Genomic DNA, 18,515 nt, shown 5'->3' with positions numbered 1-18,515 from the left:
GATCCAAAGCGGCTGTGCAGATGAGCAAGAGCGAACGCCCTAGCCAACTCTTTCGCAACCTCAATGCGAAGATCGCCTCGATCCCAATGATCCTCACAGCGCTGGTGATCTTTGTCGGCGGCAGCGCGTGGACGGTGCTTTATTCCTTCACCAGTTCGAAGCTCCTGCCACGGCTAAATTTCGTCGGGCTCGACCAGTACTACCGGCTGTGGTCGGTGCCGCGCTGGCTGGTCTCGATCGAGAACCTGCTGATCTACGGCGTGCTGTCGCTGCTGTTCTCGCTGGTGATCGGCTTCCTGCTTGCCGCCCTGCTCGACCAGAAGATCCGGTTCGAGGACACGTTCCGGACCATTTTCCTCTATCCCTTCGCCCTCTCCTTCATCGTCACCGGCCTCGTCTGGCAGTGGTTGCTCAACCCCGAGTTCGGGATCCAGGGAGTGGTGCGCAGCCTCGGCTGGACGAGCTTCAGCTTCAATCCGCTCTATGATTCCAGCATCGTCATCTACGGCATATTGATCGCCGCTCTCTGGCAGGGCACCGGGCTCATCATGTGCCTGATGCTGGCCGGCCTGCGCGGGATCGACGAGGATATCTGGAAGGCAGCGCGGGTCGACGGGATACCGACCTGGAAGACCTATCTGTTCATCATCATACCGATGATGCGGCCGGTCTTCATCACCACGCTTGTCATCATCGCTGCCGGTATCGTCAAGATCTATGACCTGGTTGTCGCCCAGACCAGCGGCGGGCCCGGCATCGCCTCCGAAGTCCCGGCCAAATATGTCTATGACTACATGTTCTTCGCCCAGAACCTCGGTCAGGGGTTCGCCGCCTCGACGATGATGCTGCTGTCGGTGATCATCGTCATCGTGCCGTGGGCCTATCTCGAGTTTGGAGGCAAGAAGCGTGTCTGACCATACCGTTTCCTTGCCGGCCGGCCCCGGCACGCTCGAAGCGTACGGGCCGAGCGGGCCGAAGCCGCGGCATATGTTCTCGCGCCGCAACATCTTCCTCTACGGCACGCTCATCGTGGTGGCGCTCTACTATCTTTTGCCGCTCTATGTGATGGTGGTGACGTCGCTCAAAGGCATGCCCGAGATACGCCTCGGCAACATCTTCTCGCCGCCGATGGAGATCACCTTCGAGCCATGGGTCAAGGCCTGGTCGAGCGCCTGCACCGGGCTCAACTGCGACGGGCTGTCGCGTGGCTTCTGGAATTCGGTGCGCATCACGATCCCGTCGGTGATCCTGTCGATCGCGCTCGCCTCGGTGAACGGCTATGCGCTTGCCAACTGGCGCTTCAAAGGTGCCGACACCTTCTTCATCATCCTGATCGTCGGCGCCTTCATCCCCTATCAGGTGATGATCTATCCGATCGTTATCATCCTGCGCGAAGTCGGCCTTTACGGCAGCCTCAGCGGCCTGGTGATCGTCCATTCCATCTTCGGCATGCCGATCCTCACACTGTTGTTCCGCAACTACTTTACCTCCATGCCGGAGGAGCTGTTCCGGGCAGCGCGTGTCGACGGCGCCGGCTTCTGGGGCATTTATTTCCGCATCATGCTGCCGATGTCGCTGCCGATCTTTGTCGTCGCCATCATCCTGCAGGTGACCGGCATCTGGAACGACTTCCTGTTCGGCGTCGTCTACACCCGCCCCGACACCTATCCGATGACGGTGCAGCTCAACAACATCGTCAACTCGGTGCAAGGCGTGAAGGAATACAACGTCAACATGGCAGCCACCATCCTGACCGGCCTGGTGCCGCTGATCGTCTATTTCCTGTCCGGAAAATTGTTTGTGCGCGGCATCGCCGCCGGCGCGGTGAAAGGATGATGGCGATGAACGCAAACGGCAGCATTGCGGCAAACGGCACCAGCGTCTCGATCCAGAACCTGTCGCTGAATTTCGGTGCGATATCGGTGCTGCAGACGCTCAACCTCGATGTTGCCGAAGGCGAATTCATCGTGCTGCTCGGTCCGTCCGGCTGCGGCAAGTCGACCTTGCTCAACTGCATTGCCGGGCTGCTCGACGTTTCCGAAGGCCGCATCTTCATCAAGGGCAAGAACGTCACCTGGGAAGAGCCCAAGGATCGCGGCATCGGCATGGTGTTCCAGTCCTACGCGCTCTATCCGCAGATGACGGTGGAGAAGAACCTGTCGTTCGGGCTGCGCGTTGCCGGCCTCGCCAAGGACGAGATCGCCAAGCGCATCGCCCGGGCCGCCGAGATCCTGCAGATCGAACCGCTTTTGCATCGCAAGCCGGCGGCGCTGTCCGGCGGCCAGCGCCAGCGCGTGGCGATCGGGCGCGCACTTGTGCGTGACGTCGATGTCTTTCTGTTCGACGAGCCGCTCTCCAACCTCGACGCCAAGCTGCGCGCGGAATTGCGCGTCGAGATCAAGCTGCTGCATCGCAAGCTCGAGAACACCATGATCTACGTCACCCACGACCAGATCGAGGCGATGACGCTGGCCGACCGTATCGCGGTGATGAAGGGCGGCGTCATCCAGCAGCTCGATGCGCCGCAGACCATCTATAACCGGCCGGTCAACCGGTTTGTCGCCGGCTTCCTCGGCTCGCCGGCAATGAACTTCCTCGACGGCAGACTGGAGCAAGCGGCAGGCGACTGGCACTTCGTCGCCGAGGATGTGCGGATACCGCTTGCCACCTATGCTTTCGAGAAGGACCCGGTGCCAGGGCCGGCCGTGTTCGGCATCCGCCCCGAGCACGTGGCGTTCAACAGCGGCACGGGATGGCCGTTCGCAGCCACGGCAAATGTCGAGGTCGTCGAGCCCATGGGTTCCGACACGCTGGTCTGGCTGAAGCTCGCCGGCCAGAATTTCACCGTGCGGGTGACGGCCGAGCGCACGCCAAACAACGCCGAGGCGGTCGGCATCGGTTTTGACCCGATGCGCGCCTCGCTTTTCGACGCCGCCACAGGTAACCGCCTCTAGAGCATGATTTAGCCTCCCAAGACTCTTCTACTCCCGCAAGACTCATCCCCCAAACTAACCATCCACAAGAAAACGGACAGAGACGATGAACTGGTCATTCCAACTTTACAGCGCCCGCAATTTCCAGCCCTGGGAGGGCGTGCTCAAGATGCTGGGGGAGCTTGGTTACAGCCAAGTCGAAGGGTTCGGCGGCGTCTATGACGATCCCAAGGCGTTCCGTGCCGAGCTCGACAAAAACGGGCTCGCCATGCCGACCGGGCATTTCTCGATCGACGCGCTCGAGAAGGATTTCGACGGCGTGCGCAGGACGGCCGACGCGCTCGGCATCACGCTGCTCATCTGCCCGTTCCTGAACGCCGAGTTCAGGCCGGCCGACACAGCCGGCTGGCGCGGCTTCGGCGAACGCCTGGCCAAGGTCGGCGAGACGGCCAGGAAAGCCGGCTATGGCTTTGCCTGGCACAACCATGATTTCGAGTTCAAGGCGCTTGCCGACGGTTCGGTGCCGCAGGACCATATCCTGTCCTCCGCGCCCGACATCGGCTGGGAGATGGACGTCGCCTGGGTGGTGCGCGGCGGCGTCGATCCGCTGCCCTGGATCGAGAAGCACGGCAAGCGCATCGTCGCCGTCCATGTCAAGGACCTGGCCAAGCCGGGCGAGGGCCTCGACGAGGACGGCTGGTCCGACGTCGGCCACGGCACCATCGACTGGCCCGGCCTGATCAAGGCGCTACGCGCCAAAAGCGCCGCGAAATACTACGTCATGGAACAGGACAATCCCAATGATATCGAGCGCTTCGCCCGCCGCTCGATCGCAGCCGCCAAAACCTATTAGGAGCACACCAGCATGGCAACAAAACTTGGCATCGGCGTCATCGGCTGCGGCAACATCTCGAAGGCGTATTTCTCGCTGGCACCGCTGTTTCGCGGCATCGAGATGCGCGCCTGCGCCGACATCAACATGGAAGCGGCGAAAGCGCGGGCAAAAGAGTTCAAACTGCGCGCCGAGACCGTCGAGGGGCTGCTCAAGGCCGACGATATCGACATCATCGTCAACCTGACCATTCCGGCGGTGCATTACGAGGTTTCGAAGCAGATCCTCGACGCCGGCAAGCACGTCTATTCGGAGAAGCCCTTCGTGCTGTCGGTCAAGGAAGGGCTCGACCTGAAAAAACGGGCGGAAAGCAAGGGGCTGCGCATCGGTTCGGCGCCCGACACCTTCCTCGGCGGCGCGCACCAGCTTGTCCGCGACCTGATCGACACCGGCAGGCTCGGCAGGATCACCAGCGGCACCTGTCATGTGATGAGCCATGGCATGGAGCATTGGCACCCCAATCCGGACTTCTTCTTCCAGCCGGGCGCCGGGCCGGTGCTCGATATCGGACCCTATTACATCACCAACCTGATCCAGCTGATCGGGCCGGTGAAGCAGGTCGCGGCCTTCGCTTCAATCCCGATGACGGAACGCATCATCAGCTCGAAGCCGCGCGCCGGCGAAAAGATCCCGGTCTCCACGCCAACGACGATCCACGGCGTGCTGGAATTCGAGAACGGCGCCGTGGTGACGCTCAACACCAGCTGGGATGTCTGGAGCCACGGCCACGCGCCCATGGAGCTCTATGGCGAGGCGGGCACGGTGTTCGTGCCGGATCCGAACTTCTTCGGCGGCGAAGTGCGCTACACCGAAGCCGCCAAACCGGTGAAGAAGCTGCCGAAATGGCCGCATCCGTTCGGCGTGCCCAACGAGATGCATTCGCAAGGCATGATGGCCAACTACCGCACCGCCGGTTTGGCCGACATGGCGATCGCGATCAGGGAAGGCCGGCCGCACCGCTGCTCGATGGAACTGGCGCTGCATGCCGTCGACGTCATGACCGGCCTGTTGCGTTCGGGCGAGACCGGAAAGTTCGTCGCCATGCAGACCAGCTGCGAGCGGCCCGCGGCACTCGGCGTCAAGGCGGCGAAGGAGCTGCTGGCGAAGAAGAAAACCAAGTAGGCGGCGCACCTCCCAAGCACCGCAAAAAGCCTCTCCCCGTTTGCGTGGGGAGAGGCTAAGGGTGGCAAGCTCGACTGCCCCACTGTCGCGGCGGCAGCCGTCGGGCTCGTTTCGATTTGAGGATTTCCCATGCCGTATGTCCCCGCCGAAAACCGCTATGACAAGATGGTCTACAATCGCTGCGGGCGGTCCGGCCTGAAGCTGCCGGCGATCTCGCTTGGGCTGTGGCACAATTTCGGCGACGACACGTCGCATAGAACCAAGCAGGCGATCACGCGCAGGGCGTTCGATCTGGGCATCACGCATTTCGACCTCGCCAACAATTACGGCCCGCCGCCCGGCTCGGCGGAGCGGGCGTTCGGCGAGATCCTGCGGACGGACTTTGCCGGTTATCGCGACGAGCTGATCATCTCGACCAAGGCCGGCTACGAAATGTGGGCAGGGCCTTATGGCGAGTGGGGCGGCCGCAAATATGTGCTGGCCAGCCTCGACCAGAGCCTGAAGCGGATGGGGCTCGACTATGTCGACATCTTCTATTCGCACCGCTTCGACCCCGACACCCCGCTGGAGGAAACGATGGGCGCGCTCGATCACGCGGTGCGCTCGGGCAAGGCGCTCTATGCCGGCATTTCCTCCTATAATTCGCAGCGCACCCGCGAGGCCGCCGACATATTGAAGCAGCTCGGCACGCCTTGCGTGATCCATCAGCCGAGCTATTCGATGCTCAACCGCTGGGTCGAGGATGATGGCCTGCTCGATACGCTGGAGGGGCTTGGTGTCGGCTCGATCGTGTTCTCGCCGCTGGCGCAAGGCATGCTGACCGACAAATATCTCGGCGGCATCCCCGATGGCAGCCGCGCCAGCCAGGGCAAGTCGCTGCGCCCGGCATTCATCAACGACAAATCGATCGCCAATATCGAGGCGCTGAACGTCATCGCCCGTCGCCGCGGCCAGACGCTGGCGCAGATGGCGCTGGCCTGGGTGCTGCGCCGAGGCAGGGTCACATCGGCGCTGATCGGCGCCAGCCGGCCGGAACAGGTCGAGGATTGCGTCGGCGCGCTGAAGGCGCTCGACTTCAGCGATGCCGAACTCGCCGAGATCGACACCTTTGCCCGCGAGTCGGACATCAATCTCTGGGCGGCATCGGCCGAGCGCAAGGGGCCGCCGAGGAAGTAGGCGATGACGGCATCCACGACTCAGACCGGGAACGACGATGCGAGCATTTGAGCCACGCGGTCAATCTACACAACGACAGCCGGGCGAACATAGTAAAGAGTGCACTGTCACCGTAATTTCTGCCGGGCTTCAGGGAAGGTGTTCGAGTGTATCTGGCTTTGTGCGGCGAAAGCTAACTTGCTCCAACTTTCCAATTTCTAGTTCGACAGAGATGCGTACGCCGTCGTTGAGCTCTATTTCGAGGGCGTCTTGATCGAATTTTACGGAAACTATGCTCATACCTATTAATTTCCAAAGAATTGGAAGTGATCCGTTGTGTTTTACGACATCGTACTTTGAGAGCTCATCTGAAATATAGATTTTAAAATCGCTATTTATATCTATCGATATCCTATCTCCCATGTCTAAGGACAAAGCTTCAATCACAACCGAATACAATTCGATTCTAATCAAAGTTACTTCGGTATTCTCAATCCACGATATCCGATTACTCATTACGGAAACCTCAATGAATTGAATGGATTTACAGCATAGTAGGCAAGATCGCTATCATTCAGTACAGTCCGCCCGGTAACTGGTGAAATTTAATTACGGTGACGGTGCACCTTTTTGAGCCGCGACATCCGTGTCGAGCAAATCGAACAGCCCGTCGACGATGGCAGCCGGTCCTTCATCGGTCTCAGATCCACAACGCCGTCGAGTTGATCCGTCAGATGCGCCCGGGCGCTTGACCAGGCCAATCGGCCGCCTGCCTCACCAGTCCCGCGCGCACAGGGTCCAACCCGACATCGCGCACTGCCGACAAGAGGTGGACGGTACCTCAATACATCTTCCTCTACTCTCCAGTACATCTGCAATCCTTATCAAAATTTATTTCGGCATCATAGGCCAGCGTCCTGGCGCCGACCGCGGTCGGCGCATGCGGACGCGGCGATGATGCCGTGGGATACAATAAGTCCGGCAACTCGCGTGCGCGGGGTCAGATTTGCCACTTCAGTTGGCAGCCGTCTTCGACCTCGACAGCCAGCGGCTAGCTTTCGGCTGCCTTGAGGTTCCGCGCGGCTTCCTCCAGCGTCGCCCTGTCGTTGCCAAGCCTGTCGATCAGCTCTTGCGCCTGATCACCGGTTATCCCGGTGCGCATCGCTAGTGCCTCGACCGTCAGAACGTCGGAACTGGCGATCGTTCCCGCCGCAACGCGGTCCGCGTCGTCGAGACCAAGCTCATGTTTTGCCTGCTGCCAATGACGCTCATGTTCGCCGTGCGGACGCCCCTCGCGCACCCAGATTTCATAGGCTCGCTGCCGAATTTTTTCATGCCGATCGTCATCCATGGCGGTTCCTCCCTTGTGGCGTTTTCACCAACGCGGGGAGCGCCGGAACGATCCGATGTTGATGCCGAATTCGCAGACATGCCGGACAAAAGCCGGTTTCTCACCGAACAAACACCGGACATACGCGTTTTGCGGAGGAACCTGCACAGTGGGCCGGCCGTTGAGCCGAGCCTGAGCAAAGGAGATTACCATGGCCGACGAACCGAACGAATCCGCAGCACCGAAGATGACTCAACGTGAAGCTCAGGAAGCCCTGGAGAAGCAGGTCGCGCAGCTGAGGCGCGAGATCAGCAAGATCAATCGGACCTTGGCCGAACGCGCGGAAGAGGCGATCGAAGACGCCGGCGGCTGGTATGACAACGCTGCCGAGCGCGCCTCTCGGACAGCACAAGCCCTGCGCAACAGGGCGCAGACGGTGTCGGGCGTGGTCCAGGAGAATCCCGGCACAATATCGTCCGCCTTCATACTCGGAGCGGCCGTAGGGGCGCTACTGGGCCTCGCCTTGGCCGCCACAGACCAGCGCCGCGATCGCTGGTTTTAGTCCCAACCTAAGGTTCCGGGCAGAAACGGCGGGATTGCTCCCGCCGTCATTCAGCAAATGACACCGGTCAGGGCGTGGCGGGCTTCTGCGCCGTGCCGAGGGCTTTGGGCGCTGCGGGCGCTGCCGTCCTCATCTTCTCCTCGATCCAGCCGGTGTAATTGGCCAGCCGCGTGTAGATGCCGTAGGCGTTCTTGTGGCCGCAGGCGGTGCCGCCGTCGGCCGGCCCTTCGCCCCAGCTGACGACGCCGACCTGCACCGGACCATCGGCGCCGGTCATGAACAGCGGTCCGCCGCTGTCGCCATTGCAGGCGTCGCGCTCGCCGCTGGCCGTGCCGGCGCAGATCATGTTGCCGGTCAGCGGATCGGCCATATCGGCCGCAATCGCGTTGGCGGCCGCCTCGATGCCCCTTTCCGAATAACGCATGCGGCGGGCGAGTTCGCCGAGCGCTGCCTTCAAATCATGCGCATAAATCGCCTTGATGCCGCTGTTGCAGGTTGCGTTCGGCTGGAGGTCCAGGTCGGCGACCATCAGTGCGGTGGGAAACGTTCCGTCCTGCATCTTGCCCCAGCCGGTGACCGTCGTCTTGCCGGCGTCTGGTGTCGGCTCACGGGCAATTTTGATGGTCGGGGCATCGGCCGGCGCGGCCAGCCGGATCAAGCCGAGATCGTTGTCCAGCGTCTGCTCGCTGTAGCCCTCGTTGACGATGATCTCCACCGCCTTGTAGCGCTTGCCCTCGCTCAGATCGGTGGCGCCGGTGAGCACGGTGACCACATCAGGCGAAATCGGCTCGCCGTCGTCATTGAGGCAGTGCGCCGCCGTCAGCACCCATTGCGGCGCGATCAGGCTGCCGCCGCAGAACTGCGCATTCGCCTGCGAGGCCGGGCTTTTGTCCAGTTTGCCGGTGGTCAGCAATGCCACCTGGAACGGGTAAGCGCCCTTCTCGGCCTCTTTGCCGCCGTAGACGCGATCGGCGCCGTCGGGGTTCTCCGCCCTGGCCTTGGCCCTGGCCTCGGCCACGCGTTTCATCGGCGAGATCGCCGCCTCCGGCCGAGCGGCCGCGTCCCTGGCATGAACGGATTTGACGGCCGGCAAGGCCGCCGCGATGCCGAGCAGCGCGGCGGCGGCAATCGGTCTGAACCTATGGATGATCTTCACCTCGAACCCCCTGAGACGATGTTCCCGACAGGTCAGTCGCCGACGCATGGTCCACTGAAATGGAACCGGCCGGTGAGATCATGCTCCACGGCGAAGCACGATCCGTCACAAAGCCGAGCACCATTTCTGCTAGTCGTGCTGTCGAGCCAACCCGCCCAAAATCCTATAGCCCCCCACGGGCTATGTGGAAGCAATTTGTCGTTGCCAATGTTGGATTATTTTAGGCAGTATACCGTTGCAGGCATTTTTGGCGGGGACCTAAACTGGCTGCACTGAATAATGGCCCGGTAAAGGCACCGGTAACCAATTTCATTTTTTTGCGCCACCACGATCTCGACAATATTTCTGTATCTTGATCCAGTCCTTGCTGACTTTTGGGAGAGTCTCACCATGACAAAACTGACACATAGCATTATTGCGTCCGCGTTGCTTTCCACCGCAATGTGGGCGGTTCCTGCCTTGGCTGCCGATCCAGGTTCCGCCAATGCCGGCAACGGCGAAAGCATGCGGGATGTAACATCGGGCGATTACAAGCCCGGCCGGGCGAAACCAATCGCCCCGCCGAAACTGACCGACGACGAGGCCAACCGCGCCGCGCCGCTCACCGACGAAGCAACGGCCGTCAAATCCTATGGCATCGTCGGCCGCTCCGCCGATGGCAAGGACATCAAGATTGACCCGAACGAGGCGCTGAAGGACCTTGTCATCAAGGACATGAACGCGCCCGCCGACGGGCAGAAGTCCGACAATTCCGGACTGAGCGGAGGCGAAGAGGCCGGCCGTCAGGTGTTCGGCACGGACGACCGCGAGCAGATCAAGAATACCAAAACCTACCCGTTCACCGCGATCGGCTATCTCGAAGGCAAATCGAAGAGCGGCAGTTATGGCAGCTGCTCGGCGACGCTGATCGGCCCGCGCACGGTGCTCACCGCGGCGCACTGCCTCTACAGCCACGAGGACAAGGCCTGGCTCGACGATATCCTGTTCGTGCCGGCTCTCAACGGCAAGACTGCCGACGACGCGCCGTTCGGCGCCTTCACCTATGAAAGCGCTTATGTCATCCAGGGCTTCATCGACAATTACCAGGGCTTTTACGGCTCGGTCGTGCCGTGGGATCTCGGCATCGTCACCCTGAAGCAGGATGTCGGCACCAACCTCGGCTGGCTCGGCTATGCCAATTATGACGACCTCGGCGATTTCACCGCCAACATCATCGGCTATCCCGGCGACAAGCCGATGGGCACGATGTGGAAGGCGACCTGCGAAGTGCATGCCGAAAACATCGCCACCGAGTATTTCCAGTACGACTGCGACACCTATCCAGGGTCGAGCGGCAGCTCGGTCTATGCCTATGACAATGGCTCCAAGCAGCGCGTCATCACCGGCGTGAACGTGGCCGAGAGCCCGGATGCCAATACCGCCGTGCGCCTGAACGCCATCAACGTCCAGTGGATCAACAGCCTGTACAAATAGGCCTGCAGAGTTTCCGCCGCGATCGTCGCGGAAAACCGGCCGGCGGCGGAGCATTTCCGTCGCCGGCTTTCGCATTTTCGGGAATTATCTGGACTGGGCCGAGGGTGGCGCCTGGCGCACATAGTTCTCGATCGGCTGGGCGAAAGTCGGTGAACCGGCCTTGCGCTCCTTATCGATATAGCCGGCAAAATAGCTCCAGAAGGAAGCGGCATAGTCGCGGAAATAGGAGTCGGCGACGTCGCGCGAGCACAGCCTGCCTTCGACGCAGAAGGAAAGGCGGTTGAGGAAATAGACGACGCGGTCGAAATTGTCGCTGAAGTCGGCAAGCGGCATGTCGCCGCCGGTAGCGCTCATCGCTTCGATGCCGATGCGCTGTCTGAACACCTGTTCCTCGGTCGGCGTCGGATTGGCACTGAGCAGATTGCCGTATTTGGCGTTGAGCGCCGCCAGGCGTTGCTTGAGGGCCCGTTGCGCCTGCTGGTAATCCTTGCTTTCCCAGAGCTCGACCAGCGACATCGTCTGCTCGACGCGCTTCTGCTCCTGGTTCGCCAGGAACTGGTAGACCGAAAAGATCAAGGTGAAGATGATCGCCAGGCGCACCAGCAATCCGGACCAGGCATAGACGAGCATGCGCCAGTCGCGATCGGTGAATGGGTTCGCCTCCTTCTTGACCTCGTGATTGCTCACCCACGGCAGCCTTCGACGGTTTCCGGCAGCGACACCGGCTTCTTTTGCGGTACCGGCGCCGTCACTGCCTGCTGCGTTGCGTTGCCCCCCGCTTTCGTCATCCGCAGCTGTCCAGTTCTATGGTGGCGGACGGGTCGAGCACGATGCCCGGCGTCTCCAGCTTCTTCTTCAGGCAATCCAGCTGCGTGCGCGAAACGATGAACTGCACGTCAGGCTCCACCTGCGCCTTGCCCGGCGACGGCAACGGCTCGACCACGCCGCGCGACGCGCAGCTGCTGAGATCGACGACAACGGCGGTGTTGCCGGTTTTGGCGATCCGGTCGTACTGGTCGAGAAAGCAGCTCGCCAGTTCGGAGTTGATGACGACCTCCTTGGCGCAGAGGCCGCAAGCCTCGTCCGCCGAAGCATTGGCGGCCAGCAACAGCCCGGCGACAAGGCCGGCGGTTGTTGCGCGCCACGAAAATACGATCCTGTTCACGAACGCCCTCACCCGTTCCGTTCGGCCGCCGACAGCGGTGGTCGAAGAATGTTCCTTATCAGCCGATTAGGCAAGAGGCCCGGCCGGGCACCTGACCGCGCCTCAGGCGCGCGGCACCGTCTCCATCGGAAAAATCATCACGGCGCCCTTCGACCCCTTGTCGTCGGTCAGCCGCATGGCCGACCGCGTCGCCGGGGCCATGCCGATATCGGCCAGCATGTCGGCGAAGCTTGGCTGTCCCAGTCCCCGCGTTACCGAGACAACCCCCTCTTGCGCCAGGAAGCTCAGATCCTGCTTCTCGCTCTGCGGCGGCGCCTCGGTCAAGACGGCGATCATCCGCTCCATGCCGAAGCTGGTGTCGGTGAATTTGAACAGGCCTTCCTCGAGCACGGCGCCTTCGGTCAGGCGCTCGGCAAGAAAATGCTGGATGGAATAGTCGGAGCCGACGTAGAGCACGTTGATGTCGACCAGGTTGGTCGAACCGTTCCTGGCCAGTACGTGGACCTGATCGTCGGGCGAAACACGCGGCACCGTCGACGCTTCGATCGGCTGCAGCGTGTCGCTGTCAAAACGCTTGATCCGGAACTCGACGCTGACCTTTTCCGGCCGATAATCGGAGGCGGCGGCCAGCCTCGACAGGCCGATGGCGCGGAAGATTTTCGTCAGATTCCCTGCGGCGGCCTCGATCAACTTTTCGCGGCCGTCCGGATGAATGACGATCGACGGCGGCTTGCTGCCGTCCTTGAGCGTCATGTCGCCCGAAGCCGGCAGGAACCACAGCGCCGGCGTGTCGGTGGCATCTGCTGCGGTGCCGGCAATGGCGTTCTCGCGCAGCACTGCGAGACGCAGATCTGCGCTCTTGCCCGGCTCGACCAGCGCGATGTGAAACCCTGAGCTCTTCCTGGCCGCCAGTTCGTCGAGAACCGAGTTCGCCAGCGCGGCCTCTTTCTCGAGGCCTTTGGCCGCTGCCGGCCGCGCGACCACGAGCTTGTAGTCGACGGCGAGCTCGGCCAGCCGTGCATAGGCATTGGCGGGGATATCGGCCAGCTTGAGCGCCGGCTTGCCGCCGAACTCGACCGGCTTGACCCGGCTTTCCAGGTTTTTCGCCGACTGAACCTGGAGATAGCCAAGCGCCTCGGACAGCGGCGACGGCGCCGACGGCAATATTGCGAGCCTGCTGCCCAGGGTGAGGCGATGCAGCAACCCGCCGCCAATCGTGGCTTTGTCGTTCTCGATGACGATCGGCCATTGCATGACCGCGTCTGTCTTGTCGGTGCCGAAGACGCGTGCGTCGAGTTCTCCCTCGAACAGCGGCGTTGGCCGGGTGCGGCCGTCCGCCGAATATTGCTGCAGCACGGCCTGGCCGAGCTGGCGATAGGTGATGTTGGGGTTCTCGGCCAGTTTCGACAGGATGGTGAAGGTGAACAGGCCGAAACGCGGTGCATCGGCCGTGCCCTTGGGCAGCGGCATCTCGGGCGTCGTCTCCACCGTCTGCGCCGCGTAGAAGGCGACCAATTTGCCCTTGGTGGTCGGCTCGGCGCCGGTCGGCGTCAGCTTGAAGGCCGGCTTGCGCTGCCCGTCCTCGTCAAAGCCGCGTGGCGCGGCCGACGCAATCTCGTCATAGGCTCTCACCGCAGCCGCCCTGGCAGCGTCGTCGCCGCCGACCAGATCGGCGAACTCGACCTTGCGTTCCAACTCGTCGTCGACCTCGGCGGCGCGCGTCGCAGTGCCGGAATGGCAGCAGTCGAATACGGCCCAGACAAAGGCGCCCTTGTCGCGGATAGCGTCGAGCGCGGTGCCGATCTCGTTGTCGACCAGCGCATTGGGCACGCCCTTTTCGCGGTTGACCCATTTGTCGATGTCGGACGGCAAGAAAATCTCGTCGAGGCCGTCCGTCTCGTCGCCCTTGTTCGCTGCCGGCTGCTGCGCGCCGTGACCGGACAAATGCAGGTAGACGAAATCGTCGCGCTGGACCTTGGCGGCAAGATCGGCCAACGCCGCCTTGATCGCCGCATGTGTCGGCGGTCCGTTGGCGCCTTCGACATCCTTGGCGAGCAGCGTGACGTTTTCGGCCAGGAGTTTTACCGGCGCGGGCGTGTTCCCCAGGAGGTAATCGCGCACCAGGCCGGCATCGTTTTTCGGTCCGATCAGCCAGTTTTTCTTCGGCAGGTTCGGGTAATCGGTGCAGGCAACAAGCAGCGCATGGTAGGTGCGCGCCGCTGCGAATGCCCGAAACGGCACCAGGCCGGCAGCGGCCAGCGCGGACGTGCCGGCAAGCAGCGTCCGCCGCGTCACTTTGATCATGATTGCTTCCCCAAGCCCGATCGAATTTCCAAGCACGGCCAGCCTGGCCGAGGATTTTGTCAGTATTTTGAATATGGCGTCGCCGGCCAGCCGACCACCGGCTGCGAATACAAACAGTAGCAAAAAAGGCAGTTCGTCGCTATCTCAGTGGCAGAGGCCGGTTTGTATGCCTAATGGCAGCGATCGGCACGGAGCGGCTTGGAACGGGATCATGGCGGCAAGGGATGTACTGACGAAGAACCAGCTTTGCGTGCTCGAGAAACTCGAGGCCGCCAGCGGCCCGCTCAGCGCCTATACGTTGCTCGACCAATTGCGCGAGCGCGGTTTTCGCGCGCCGCTGCAGGTCTACCGGGCGCTCGACACGCTGGTGAAATCCGGCTTCGTGCACAGGCTCGAAAGCCTCAATTCCTTCGTCGCCTGTGCCGAGCCGCACGACCACAGCCATTCGATGACGGCGTTTGCCATCTGCGACACCTGCGGCCAGGTGACCGAGTTCTCCGACCACGATGTCGGACACCGGCTCGACGAATGGGTGCGCTCGACCGGCTTCGCCGCCAAGAAGGCGGTGATCGAGTTTCGTGGGACATGTGCGAAGTGTTTGGCCGAGGCGGCTTGAGGCCGGAGCAACGCGGCGAAGGCGGAGCAAGGTTTTCCGAGCCCTCGCCGGGTGTTCCCGGATCGGCTCAGTAGGGAAAGGGTCTCCTTGAGGTATGCCGGATGTGCAGGATCTCAATTGCGTCGGCACGGGCACGATAGAAGACCTTATAAGGGTAGCGGCCTATGAAGAGGACGCGAACGCCAGGGATGTCGGTCGCGTGACCGCTTTCGGGAAATTCGGCAAGTCGCGAAATCCCAGCGTGGATCCGAGAAATGACTGAAAGGGCGCCCTGAGGCGCCCGCTCTTCGAGGTAGTTGAAAATCGCCTCGCGTTCGGCAAAGGCTTGCCGCGTAAATCGGACCTTCATAGCCTGCGGCGGGTGTCGGCCGCGCGAACGGTATCCTCATCTACGAAAGTGCCGTGATCGGCCTCTGCTAGGCCCGCTGTGACCGCGCTGCGCTCTGATTCCGACATCGCATACACGCCAGTCCGCCGCGCCTCGATGACGCGGGCGTAATCAGCAAGCTCCTCCTGGTCTTCGCGAGGCCAAGCTTCCGCATGCCTTACCAGATTCTCAAGTGCCTTGGTGATCATACGGGCACTATAGCATACCGCTGCTGCTCGTGAACCTTGAACCGAACATGGCTCTGTGGCCCGCCCTAATGCGCCTCTTCCCAGTTGTTGGCTGCGCGGGCGTCGACGTGCAGCGGCACCGACATCGATACCGCCGGCATGGCGGCGTTCTCCATGACGTGGCAGACGACCGGGATCGTCGCCTCGACCTCGGCTTCGACCGTCTCGAAAACCAGCTCGTCATGCACCTGCAGCAGCATGCGGGCAGAAAGCCTGGCTTTTTCCAGCGCCTCGTCCATACGGATCATGGCGCGACGGATGATGTCGGCGGCGGTGCCCTGCAGGCGTGCGTTGATCGAGGCGCGCTCGTTGAACGCCCGGACCGAAGGATTTGACGATCTGATTTCCGGATAGTGGATGCGGCGGCCGAAAATGGTCTCGACGAAGCCGTGCTCGCGGGCATAGGCCTTGGTCGCATCGATATAGTCGCGGATGCCGGGGAAGCGCTCGAAATATTTCTTGATGTAGTCGCCGGCTTCCTCGCGCGCGATCGACAGCTGGTTGGCAAGGCCAAAGGCCGAAATGCCGTAGATGATGCCGAAATTGATCGCCTTGGCACGGCGGCGCACTTCCGAAGGCATGCCCTCGACCGGCACGTTGAACATTTCAGACGCGGTGATGGCGTGGATGTCGGCGCCATCGGCGAAGGCCTGCTTGAGCTGCGGGATTTCGGCGACGTGGGCGAGCACGCGCAATTCGATCTGGCTGTAGTCGGCGGAAACCAGCTTGTTGCCCTTGTCGGCGATGAAGGCCGTCCTGATCTTTCGACCCTCGACGGTGCGCACCGGAATGTTCTGCAGATTGGGATCCGAGGACGACAGCCGCCCGGTCGTCGTCGCGGCAAGCGCGTAGGAGGTGTGGACGCGCTTGGTGTCGGGATGGATGAAGCCGGGCAGCGCATCGGTATAGGTCGATTTCAGCTTGGTCAGCTGGCGCCAGTCGACGATCTTGCGCGGCAATTCGTGGCCTTCGGCGGCGAGGTCTTCGAGAAGCTGCGCCGAGGTCGACCACTGGCCGGTCTTGGTTTTTGAACCGCCGGGCAGACCCATCCTGCCGAACAGGATGTCGCCGAGCTGTTTTGGCGAGCCGATGTTGATGCGTTCGCCGACCAGCTGGTAGATCTCGTCCTCGAGCCGTGCGGCACCCTGTGCCAGTTCGCCGGAGAGCCGCGACAGGATCTGCCGGTCGACGGAGATGCCGCGCTGCTCCATCCGTGCCAGGACCGGCACCAACGGCCGTTCAAGCCGTTCATAGACCGAGACCAGGCCCTTGGCGGCAAGCCGTGGCTTCAGCACCTGCCAGAGCCTGAGCGCGACGTCGGCGTGCTCGGCCCCGTAAGCCGTCGCCTTGCCGAGGTCGGCCTGATCGAGGCCGACGAAGCTTCTTCCCGAACCGGCCAGTTCCTTCAGCGGAATGGTCGCGTGGCCGAGCCATTTATCGGCCAGCGCCTCCAGGCCGTGGCCACCGTGGGTTCCGGCCTCGAGCACGTAGGAGATCAGCATGGTGTCGTCATAGGGGCCGATCTCGATGCCGTGACGGCTCATGACGACAAGGCGGTATTTCATGTCGTGCACGATCTTGAGGACGGATTTGTCCTCGAGCAGCGGCTTGAGCAACGCCAGCGCGTCGCGGATCGGGACCTGGTTTTCGACCGCGCCGCCGCCGAGCAGGTCGCCATTGCCGTTTTTGTGGGCAAGCGGCACATAGGCGGCGTGGCCGGGCGCGACGGCCATGGCAAGGCCGATCAGTTCGGCCCGCATCGGATCGGGCGAGGACGTCTTAACGTCGAAGGCGACGATGCCTCTCTCCATCGCCTCGGCGATCCAGGCCTTCAGCGTCGCGGCGTCGCGGATGCAGGTGTAGGCGCCGGTGTCGATCTTGCGGGCGGTGGCAGCCTCCAGGCGAAGCGCCGAAAGCAGGGATGGGGTGTCGCCTTGCTTGGCTGCGGCCGGAGCTTCGAGTGCCGCTTCGTCCGACGGCGGTGCGCTCTCGGCGGCCGCGGGCACGCCAAAACCCATATCGGGGCCATGCGCGGTATCGGCACGCTCTATGGTGACGGGGGTGGCTGGAACGTCGCCCGCGTCGGTTCCGGTCGCTTCGGCCACGCGGCGGGTCAGCGTCGAGAATTCCATGGTCTTGAGGAAGCCGATCAGCCTGGGGCCGTCCGGCGCATGCAATACGAATTCGTCAAGCCCTTCGGTCACCGGCACGTCGTTCTTCAGCCTCACCAGGTCACGCGAAATGCGTGCCTTGTCGGCATTGGCGATGATCGATTCGCGCCGCTTGTCCTGCTTGATCTCGCCGGCGCGGGCGAGCAGCGTGTCGAGGTCGCCGAACTGTTCGAGCAATTGCGCTGCCGTCTTCGGCCCGATGCCGGGCACGCCCGGCACATTGTCGACCGAATCGCCAGTCAGCGCCTGCAGGTCGATCATTTTCTGTGGCGGCACGCCCCATTTCTCGATCACCTCGGGAACACCGATCTGGCGGTCCTTCATCGGGTCGTACATGGCAACCGTTGGGCCGACCAGTTGCATCAGATCCTTGTCGGAAGAGATGATGGTGGTGTCGGCGCCGGCTTCGCAGGCAAGCCGGCAATAGGTGGCGATCAAATCGTCGGCCTCGTAGCCTTCCGTCTCAAGGCATGGCAGGTTGAAGGCCCTGGTCGCCTGGCGGATCAGGCCGAATTGCGGGATCAAATCTTCCGGCGGCGCCGAGCGGTTGGCCTTGTATTCGGGGTAGAGGTCGTTGCGGAAGGTCTTCGACGAATAGTCGAAAATCACGGCGAAATGCGTCGGCACGATGCCGACATCGGTGTTGCGGGCGTCCTGCGTCAGCTTCCAGACCATGTTGCAGAAGCCGAGCACGGCACTGGTCGGCAGCCCGTCGGACTTGCGGGACAGCGGCGGCAGCGCGTGATAGGCACGGAAGATGTAGCCGGAGCCGTCGACAAGGAAGAGATGATCGCCTTTTTTCATGGCACGAGGGAATAGCGCGGCGCAGCGCCGCGGTCCATGCCAAAGGCGGCTTCCGCCAAGGGTTCCGGCAACACCCTGACAAATGGCGTGCGAGCTTGGCCTGCCATGCGGCCTGGCCGGAGCTTTGTTCGCTCACGCCTATGTTACAAAAGTGTAATTTTTGTGCCCTTGAATCGCCACGTTCGCAGACACAGATAAACGCCATCGGCAGTTTTCG

General features: G+C 62.2%; 17 protein-coding genes. 9 read left to right on the top strand and 8 right to left on the bottom strand.

Going from position 1 to position 18,515, the window contains the following annotated elements:
• Positions 1-20 precede the first annotated feature (20 nt).
• The 6 genes from NKI08_RS06310 to mgrA all read left to right on the top strand — a co-directional run bounded on the left by NKI08_RS06310 (position 21) and on the right by mgrA (position 6,123).
• A complete protein-coding gene (locus tag NKI08_RS06310; RefSeq protein WP_352448363.1) occupies positions 21-914 on the top strand; it encodes a carbohydrate ABC transporter permease in 894 nt (297 codons plus the stop codon).
• Positions 907-1,836, top strand: a complete 930-nt coding sequence (locus NKI08_RS06305) for a carbohydrate ABC transporter permease (protein ID WP_023675222.1) — start codon at positions 907-909, stop codon at positions 1,834-1,836. The genes NKI08_RS06310 and NKI08_RS06305 overlap by 8 nt, the downstream gene beginning before the upstream one ends.
• A 5-nt stretch (positions 1,837-1,841) precedes the next feature.
• Complete coding sequence (locus NKI08_RS06300) at positions 1,842-2,954, top strand: ABC transporter ATP-binding protein (protein ID WP_352448362.1); 1,113 nt, start codon at positions 1,842-1,844, stop codon at positions 2,952-2,954.
• Between the two features lie 85 nt (positions 2,955-3,039).
• Complete coding sequence (locus NKI08_RS06295; RefSeq protein ID WP_023675224.1) at positions 3,040-3,786, top strand: sugar phosphate isomerase/epimerase family protein; 747 nt, start codon at positions 3,040-3,042, stop codon at positions 3,784-3,786.
• Between the two features lie 12 nt (positions 3,787-3,798).
• Entirely contained in the window at positions 3,799-4,947 is a 1,149-nt protein-coding gene (locus tag NKI08_RS06290; protein WP_352767835.1) for a Gfo/Idh/MocA family protein, read from the top strand.
• Between the two features lie 129 nt (positions 4,948-5,076).
• A complete protein-coding gene (gene mgrA, locus NKI08_RS06285; RefSeq protein WP_352767833.1) occupies positions 5,077-6,123 on the top strand; it encodes an L-glyceraldehyde 3-phosphate reductase in 1,047 nt (348 codons plus the stop codon).
• A gap of 129 nt (positions 6,124-6,252) precedes the next feature.
• On the opposite strand, the gene NKI08_RS06280 is transcribed toward mgrA, so the two are convergent.
• Entirely contained in the window at positions 6,253-6,618 is a 366-nt protein-coding gene (locus NKI08_RS06280) for a hypothetical protein (RefSeq protein WP_352767831.1), read from the bottom strand.
• A gap of 535 nt (positions 6,619-7,153) precedes the next feature.
• A complete protein-coding gene (locus NKI08_RS06275) occupies positions 7,154-7,453 on the bottom strand; it encodes a DUF2934 domain-containing protein (RefSeq protein WP_352767010.1) in 300 nt (99 codons plus the stop codon).
• Between the two features lie 190 nt (positions 7,454-7,643).
• Between NKI08_RS06275 and NKI08_RS06270 the strand changes: the two genes are divergently transcribed.
• Positions 7,644-7,994 (top strand): hypothetical protein, encoded by a 351-nt coding sequence (locus NKI08_RS06270; protein WP_352767829.1) that lies wholly within the window; start codon positions 7,644-7,646, stop codon positions 7,992-7,994.
• A 67-nt stretch (positions 7,995-8,061) separates the two neighbouring features.
• Here the strand turns inward: NKI08_RS06270 and NKI08_RS06265 are convergent, their stop codons facing one another.
• Positions 8,062-9,150, bottom strand: coding sequence for a S1 family serine peptidase (locus NKI08_RS06265; RefSeq protein WP_352767827.1), 1,089 nt, complete (start codon positions 9,148-9,150; stop codon positions 8,062-8,064).
• A 390-nt stretch (positions 9,151-9,540) separates the two neighbouring features.
• Between NKI08_RS06265 and NKI08_RS06260 the strand changes: the two genes are divergently transcribed.
• The gene (locus tag NKI08_RS06260) at positions 9,541-10,623 is read left to right on the top strand and encodes a trypsin-like serine peptidase (RefSeq protein ID WP_352613081.1); all 1,083 of its coding nucleotides are present in this window, start codon (positions 9,541-9,543) and stop codon (positions 10,621-10,623) included.
• Positions 10,624-10,707: 84 nt separating this feature from the next.
• Here the strand turns inward: NKI08_RS06260 and NKI08_RS06255 are convergent, their stop codons facing one another.
• From NKI08_RS06255 to NKI08_RS06245, 3 genes are all read right to left on the bottom strand, one after another.
• On the bottom strand, positions 10,708-11,310 hold the full coding sequence (locus tag NKI08_RS06255) for a DUF4760 domain-containing protein (protein ID WP_352767825.1): 603 nt from the start codon (positions 11,308-11,310) through the stop codon (positions 10,708-10,710).
• A 97-nt stretch (positions 11,311-11,407) separates the two neighbouring features.
• Positions 11,408-11,788: a hypothetical protein gene (locus NKI08_RS06250; protein WP_352474870.1), complete on the bottom strand. Its 381-nt coding sequence runs from the start codon at positions 11,786-11,788 to the stop codon at positions 11,408-11,410.
• A gap of 102 nt (positions 11,789-11,890) precedes the next feature.
• A complete protein-coding gene (locus NKI08_RS06245; RefSeq protein ID WP_352767822.1) occupies positions 11,891-14,092 on the bottom strand; it encodes a caspase family protein in 2,202 nt (733 codons plus the stop codon).
• A 211-nt stretch (positions 14,093-14,303) separates the two neighbouring features.
• Here NKI08_RS06245 and NKI08_RS06240 point away from each other — a divergent pair, with 211 nt between their 5' ends.
• Positions 14,304-14,708, top strand: coding sequence for a Fur family transcriptional regulator (locus NKI08_RS06240; RefSeq protein WP_023675234.1), 405 nt, complete (start codon positions 14,304-14,306; stop codon positions 14,706-14,708).
• Between the two features lie 67 nt (positions 14,709-14,775).
• Here NKI08_RS06240 and NKI08_RS06235 read toward each other — a convergent pair whose 3' ends face one another.
• Entirely contained in the window at positions 14,776-15,057 is a 282-nt protein-coding gene (locus NKI08_RS06235; RefSeq protein WP_352448351.1) for a type II toxin-antitoxin system RelE/ParE family toxin, read from the bottom strand.
• Positions 15,058-15,349: 292 nt separating this feature from the next.
• Positions 15,350-18,298, bottom strand: a complete 2,949-nt coding sequence (gene polA / locus NKI08_RS06230) for a DNA polymerase I (protein ID WP_352469411.1) — start codon at positions 18,296-18,298, stop codon at positions 15,350-15,352.
• Between the last annotated feature and the right edge of the window lie 217 nt (positions 18,299-18,515).

This window comes from Mesorhizobium sp. M0768 (assembly GCF_040320195.1).
GTDB lineage: Bacteria > Pseudomonadota > Alphaproteobacteria > Rhizobiales > Rhizobiaceae > Mesorhizobium.
The sequence above is the reverse complement of the archived record's forward strand: the minus strand, read 5'-3'. Positions and strand labels throughout refer to the sequence as shown.

Excerpts from the sequence above, each read along its gene's own strand:
- NKI08_RS06310 (WP_352448363.1), top strand. The coding sequence starts at position 21 with ATGAGCAAGAGCGAACGCCCTAGCCAACTCTTTCGCAACCTCAATGCG.
- NKI08_RS06300 (WP_352448362.1), top strand. The coding sequence starts at position 1,842 with ATGAACGCAAACGGCAGCATTGCGGCAAACGGCACCAGCGTCTCGATC.
- NKI08_RS06295 (WP_023675224.1), top strand. The coding sequence starts at position 3,040 with ATGAACTGGTCATTCCAACTTTACAGCGCCCGCAATTTCCAGCCCTGG.
- NKI08_RS06290 (WP_352767835.1), top strand. The coding sequence starts at position 3,799 with ATGGCAACAAAACTTGGCATCGGCGTCATCGGCTGCGGCAACATCTCG.
- mgrA (WP_352767833.1), top strand. The coding sequence starts at position 5,077 with ATGCCGTATGTCCCCGCCGAAAACCGCTATGACAAGATGGTCTACAAT.
- NKI08_RS06280 (WP_352767831.1), bottom strand. The coding sequence starts at position 6,618 with ATGAGTAATCGGATATCGTGGATTGAGAATACCGAAGTAACTTTGATT.
- NKI08_RS06275 (WP_352767010.1), bottom strand. The coding sequence starts at position 7,453 with ATGGATGACGATCGGCATGAAAAAATTCGGCAGCGAGCCTATGAAATC.
- NKI08_RS06270 (WP_352767829.1), top strand. The coding sequence starts at position 7,644 with ATGGCCGACGAACCGAACGAATCCGCAGCACCGAAGATGACTCAACGT.
- NKI08_RS06260 (WP_352613081.1), top strand. The coding sequence starts at position 9,541 with ATGACAAAACTGACACATAGCATTATTGCGTCCGCGTTGCTTTCCACC.
- NKI08_RS06245 (WP_352767822.1), bottom strand. The coding sequence starts at position 14,092 with ATGATCAAAGTGACGCGGCGGACGCTGCTTGCCGGCACGTCCGCGCTG.
- NKI08_RS06240 (WP_023675234.1), top strand. The coding sequence starts at position 14,304 with ATGGCGGCAAGGGATGTACTGACGAAGAACCAGCTTTGCGTGCTCGAG.
- NKI08_RS06235 (WP_352448351.1), bottom strand. The coding sequence starts at position 15,057 with ATGAAGGTCCGATTTACGCGGCAAGCCTTTGCCGAACGCGAGGCGATT.
- polA (WP_352469411.1), bottom strand. The coding sequence starts at position 18,298 with ATGAAAAAAGGCGATCATCTCTTCCTTGTCGACGGCTCCGGCTACATC.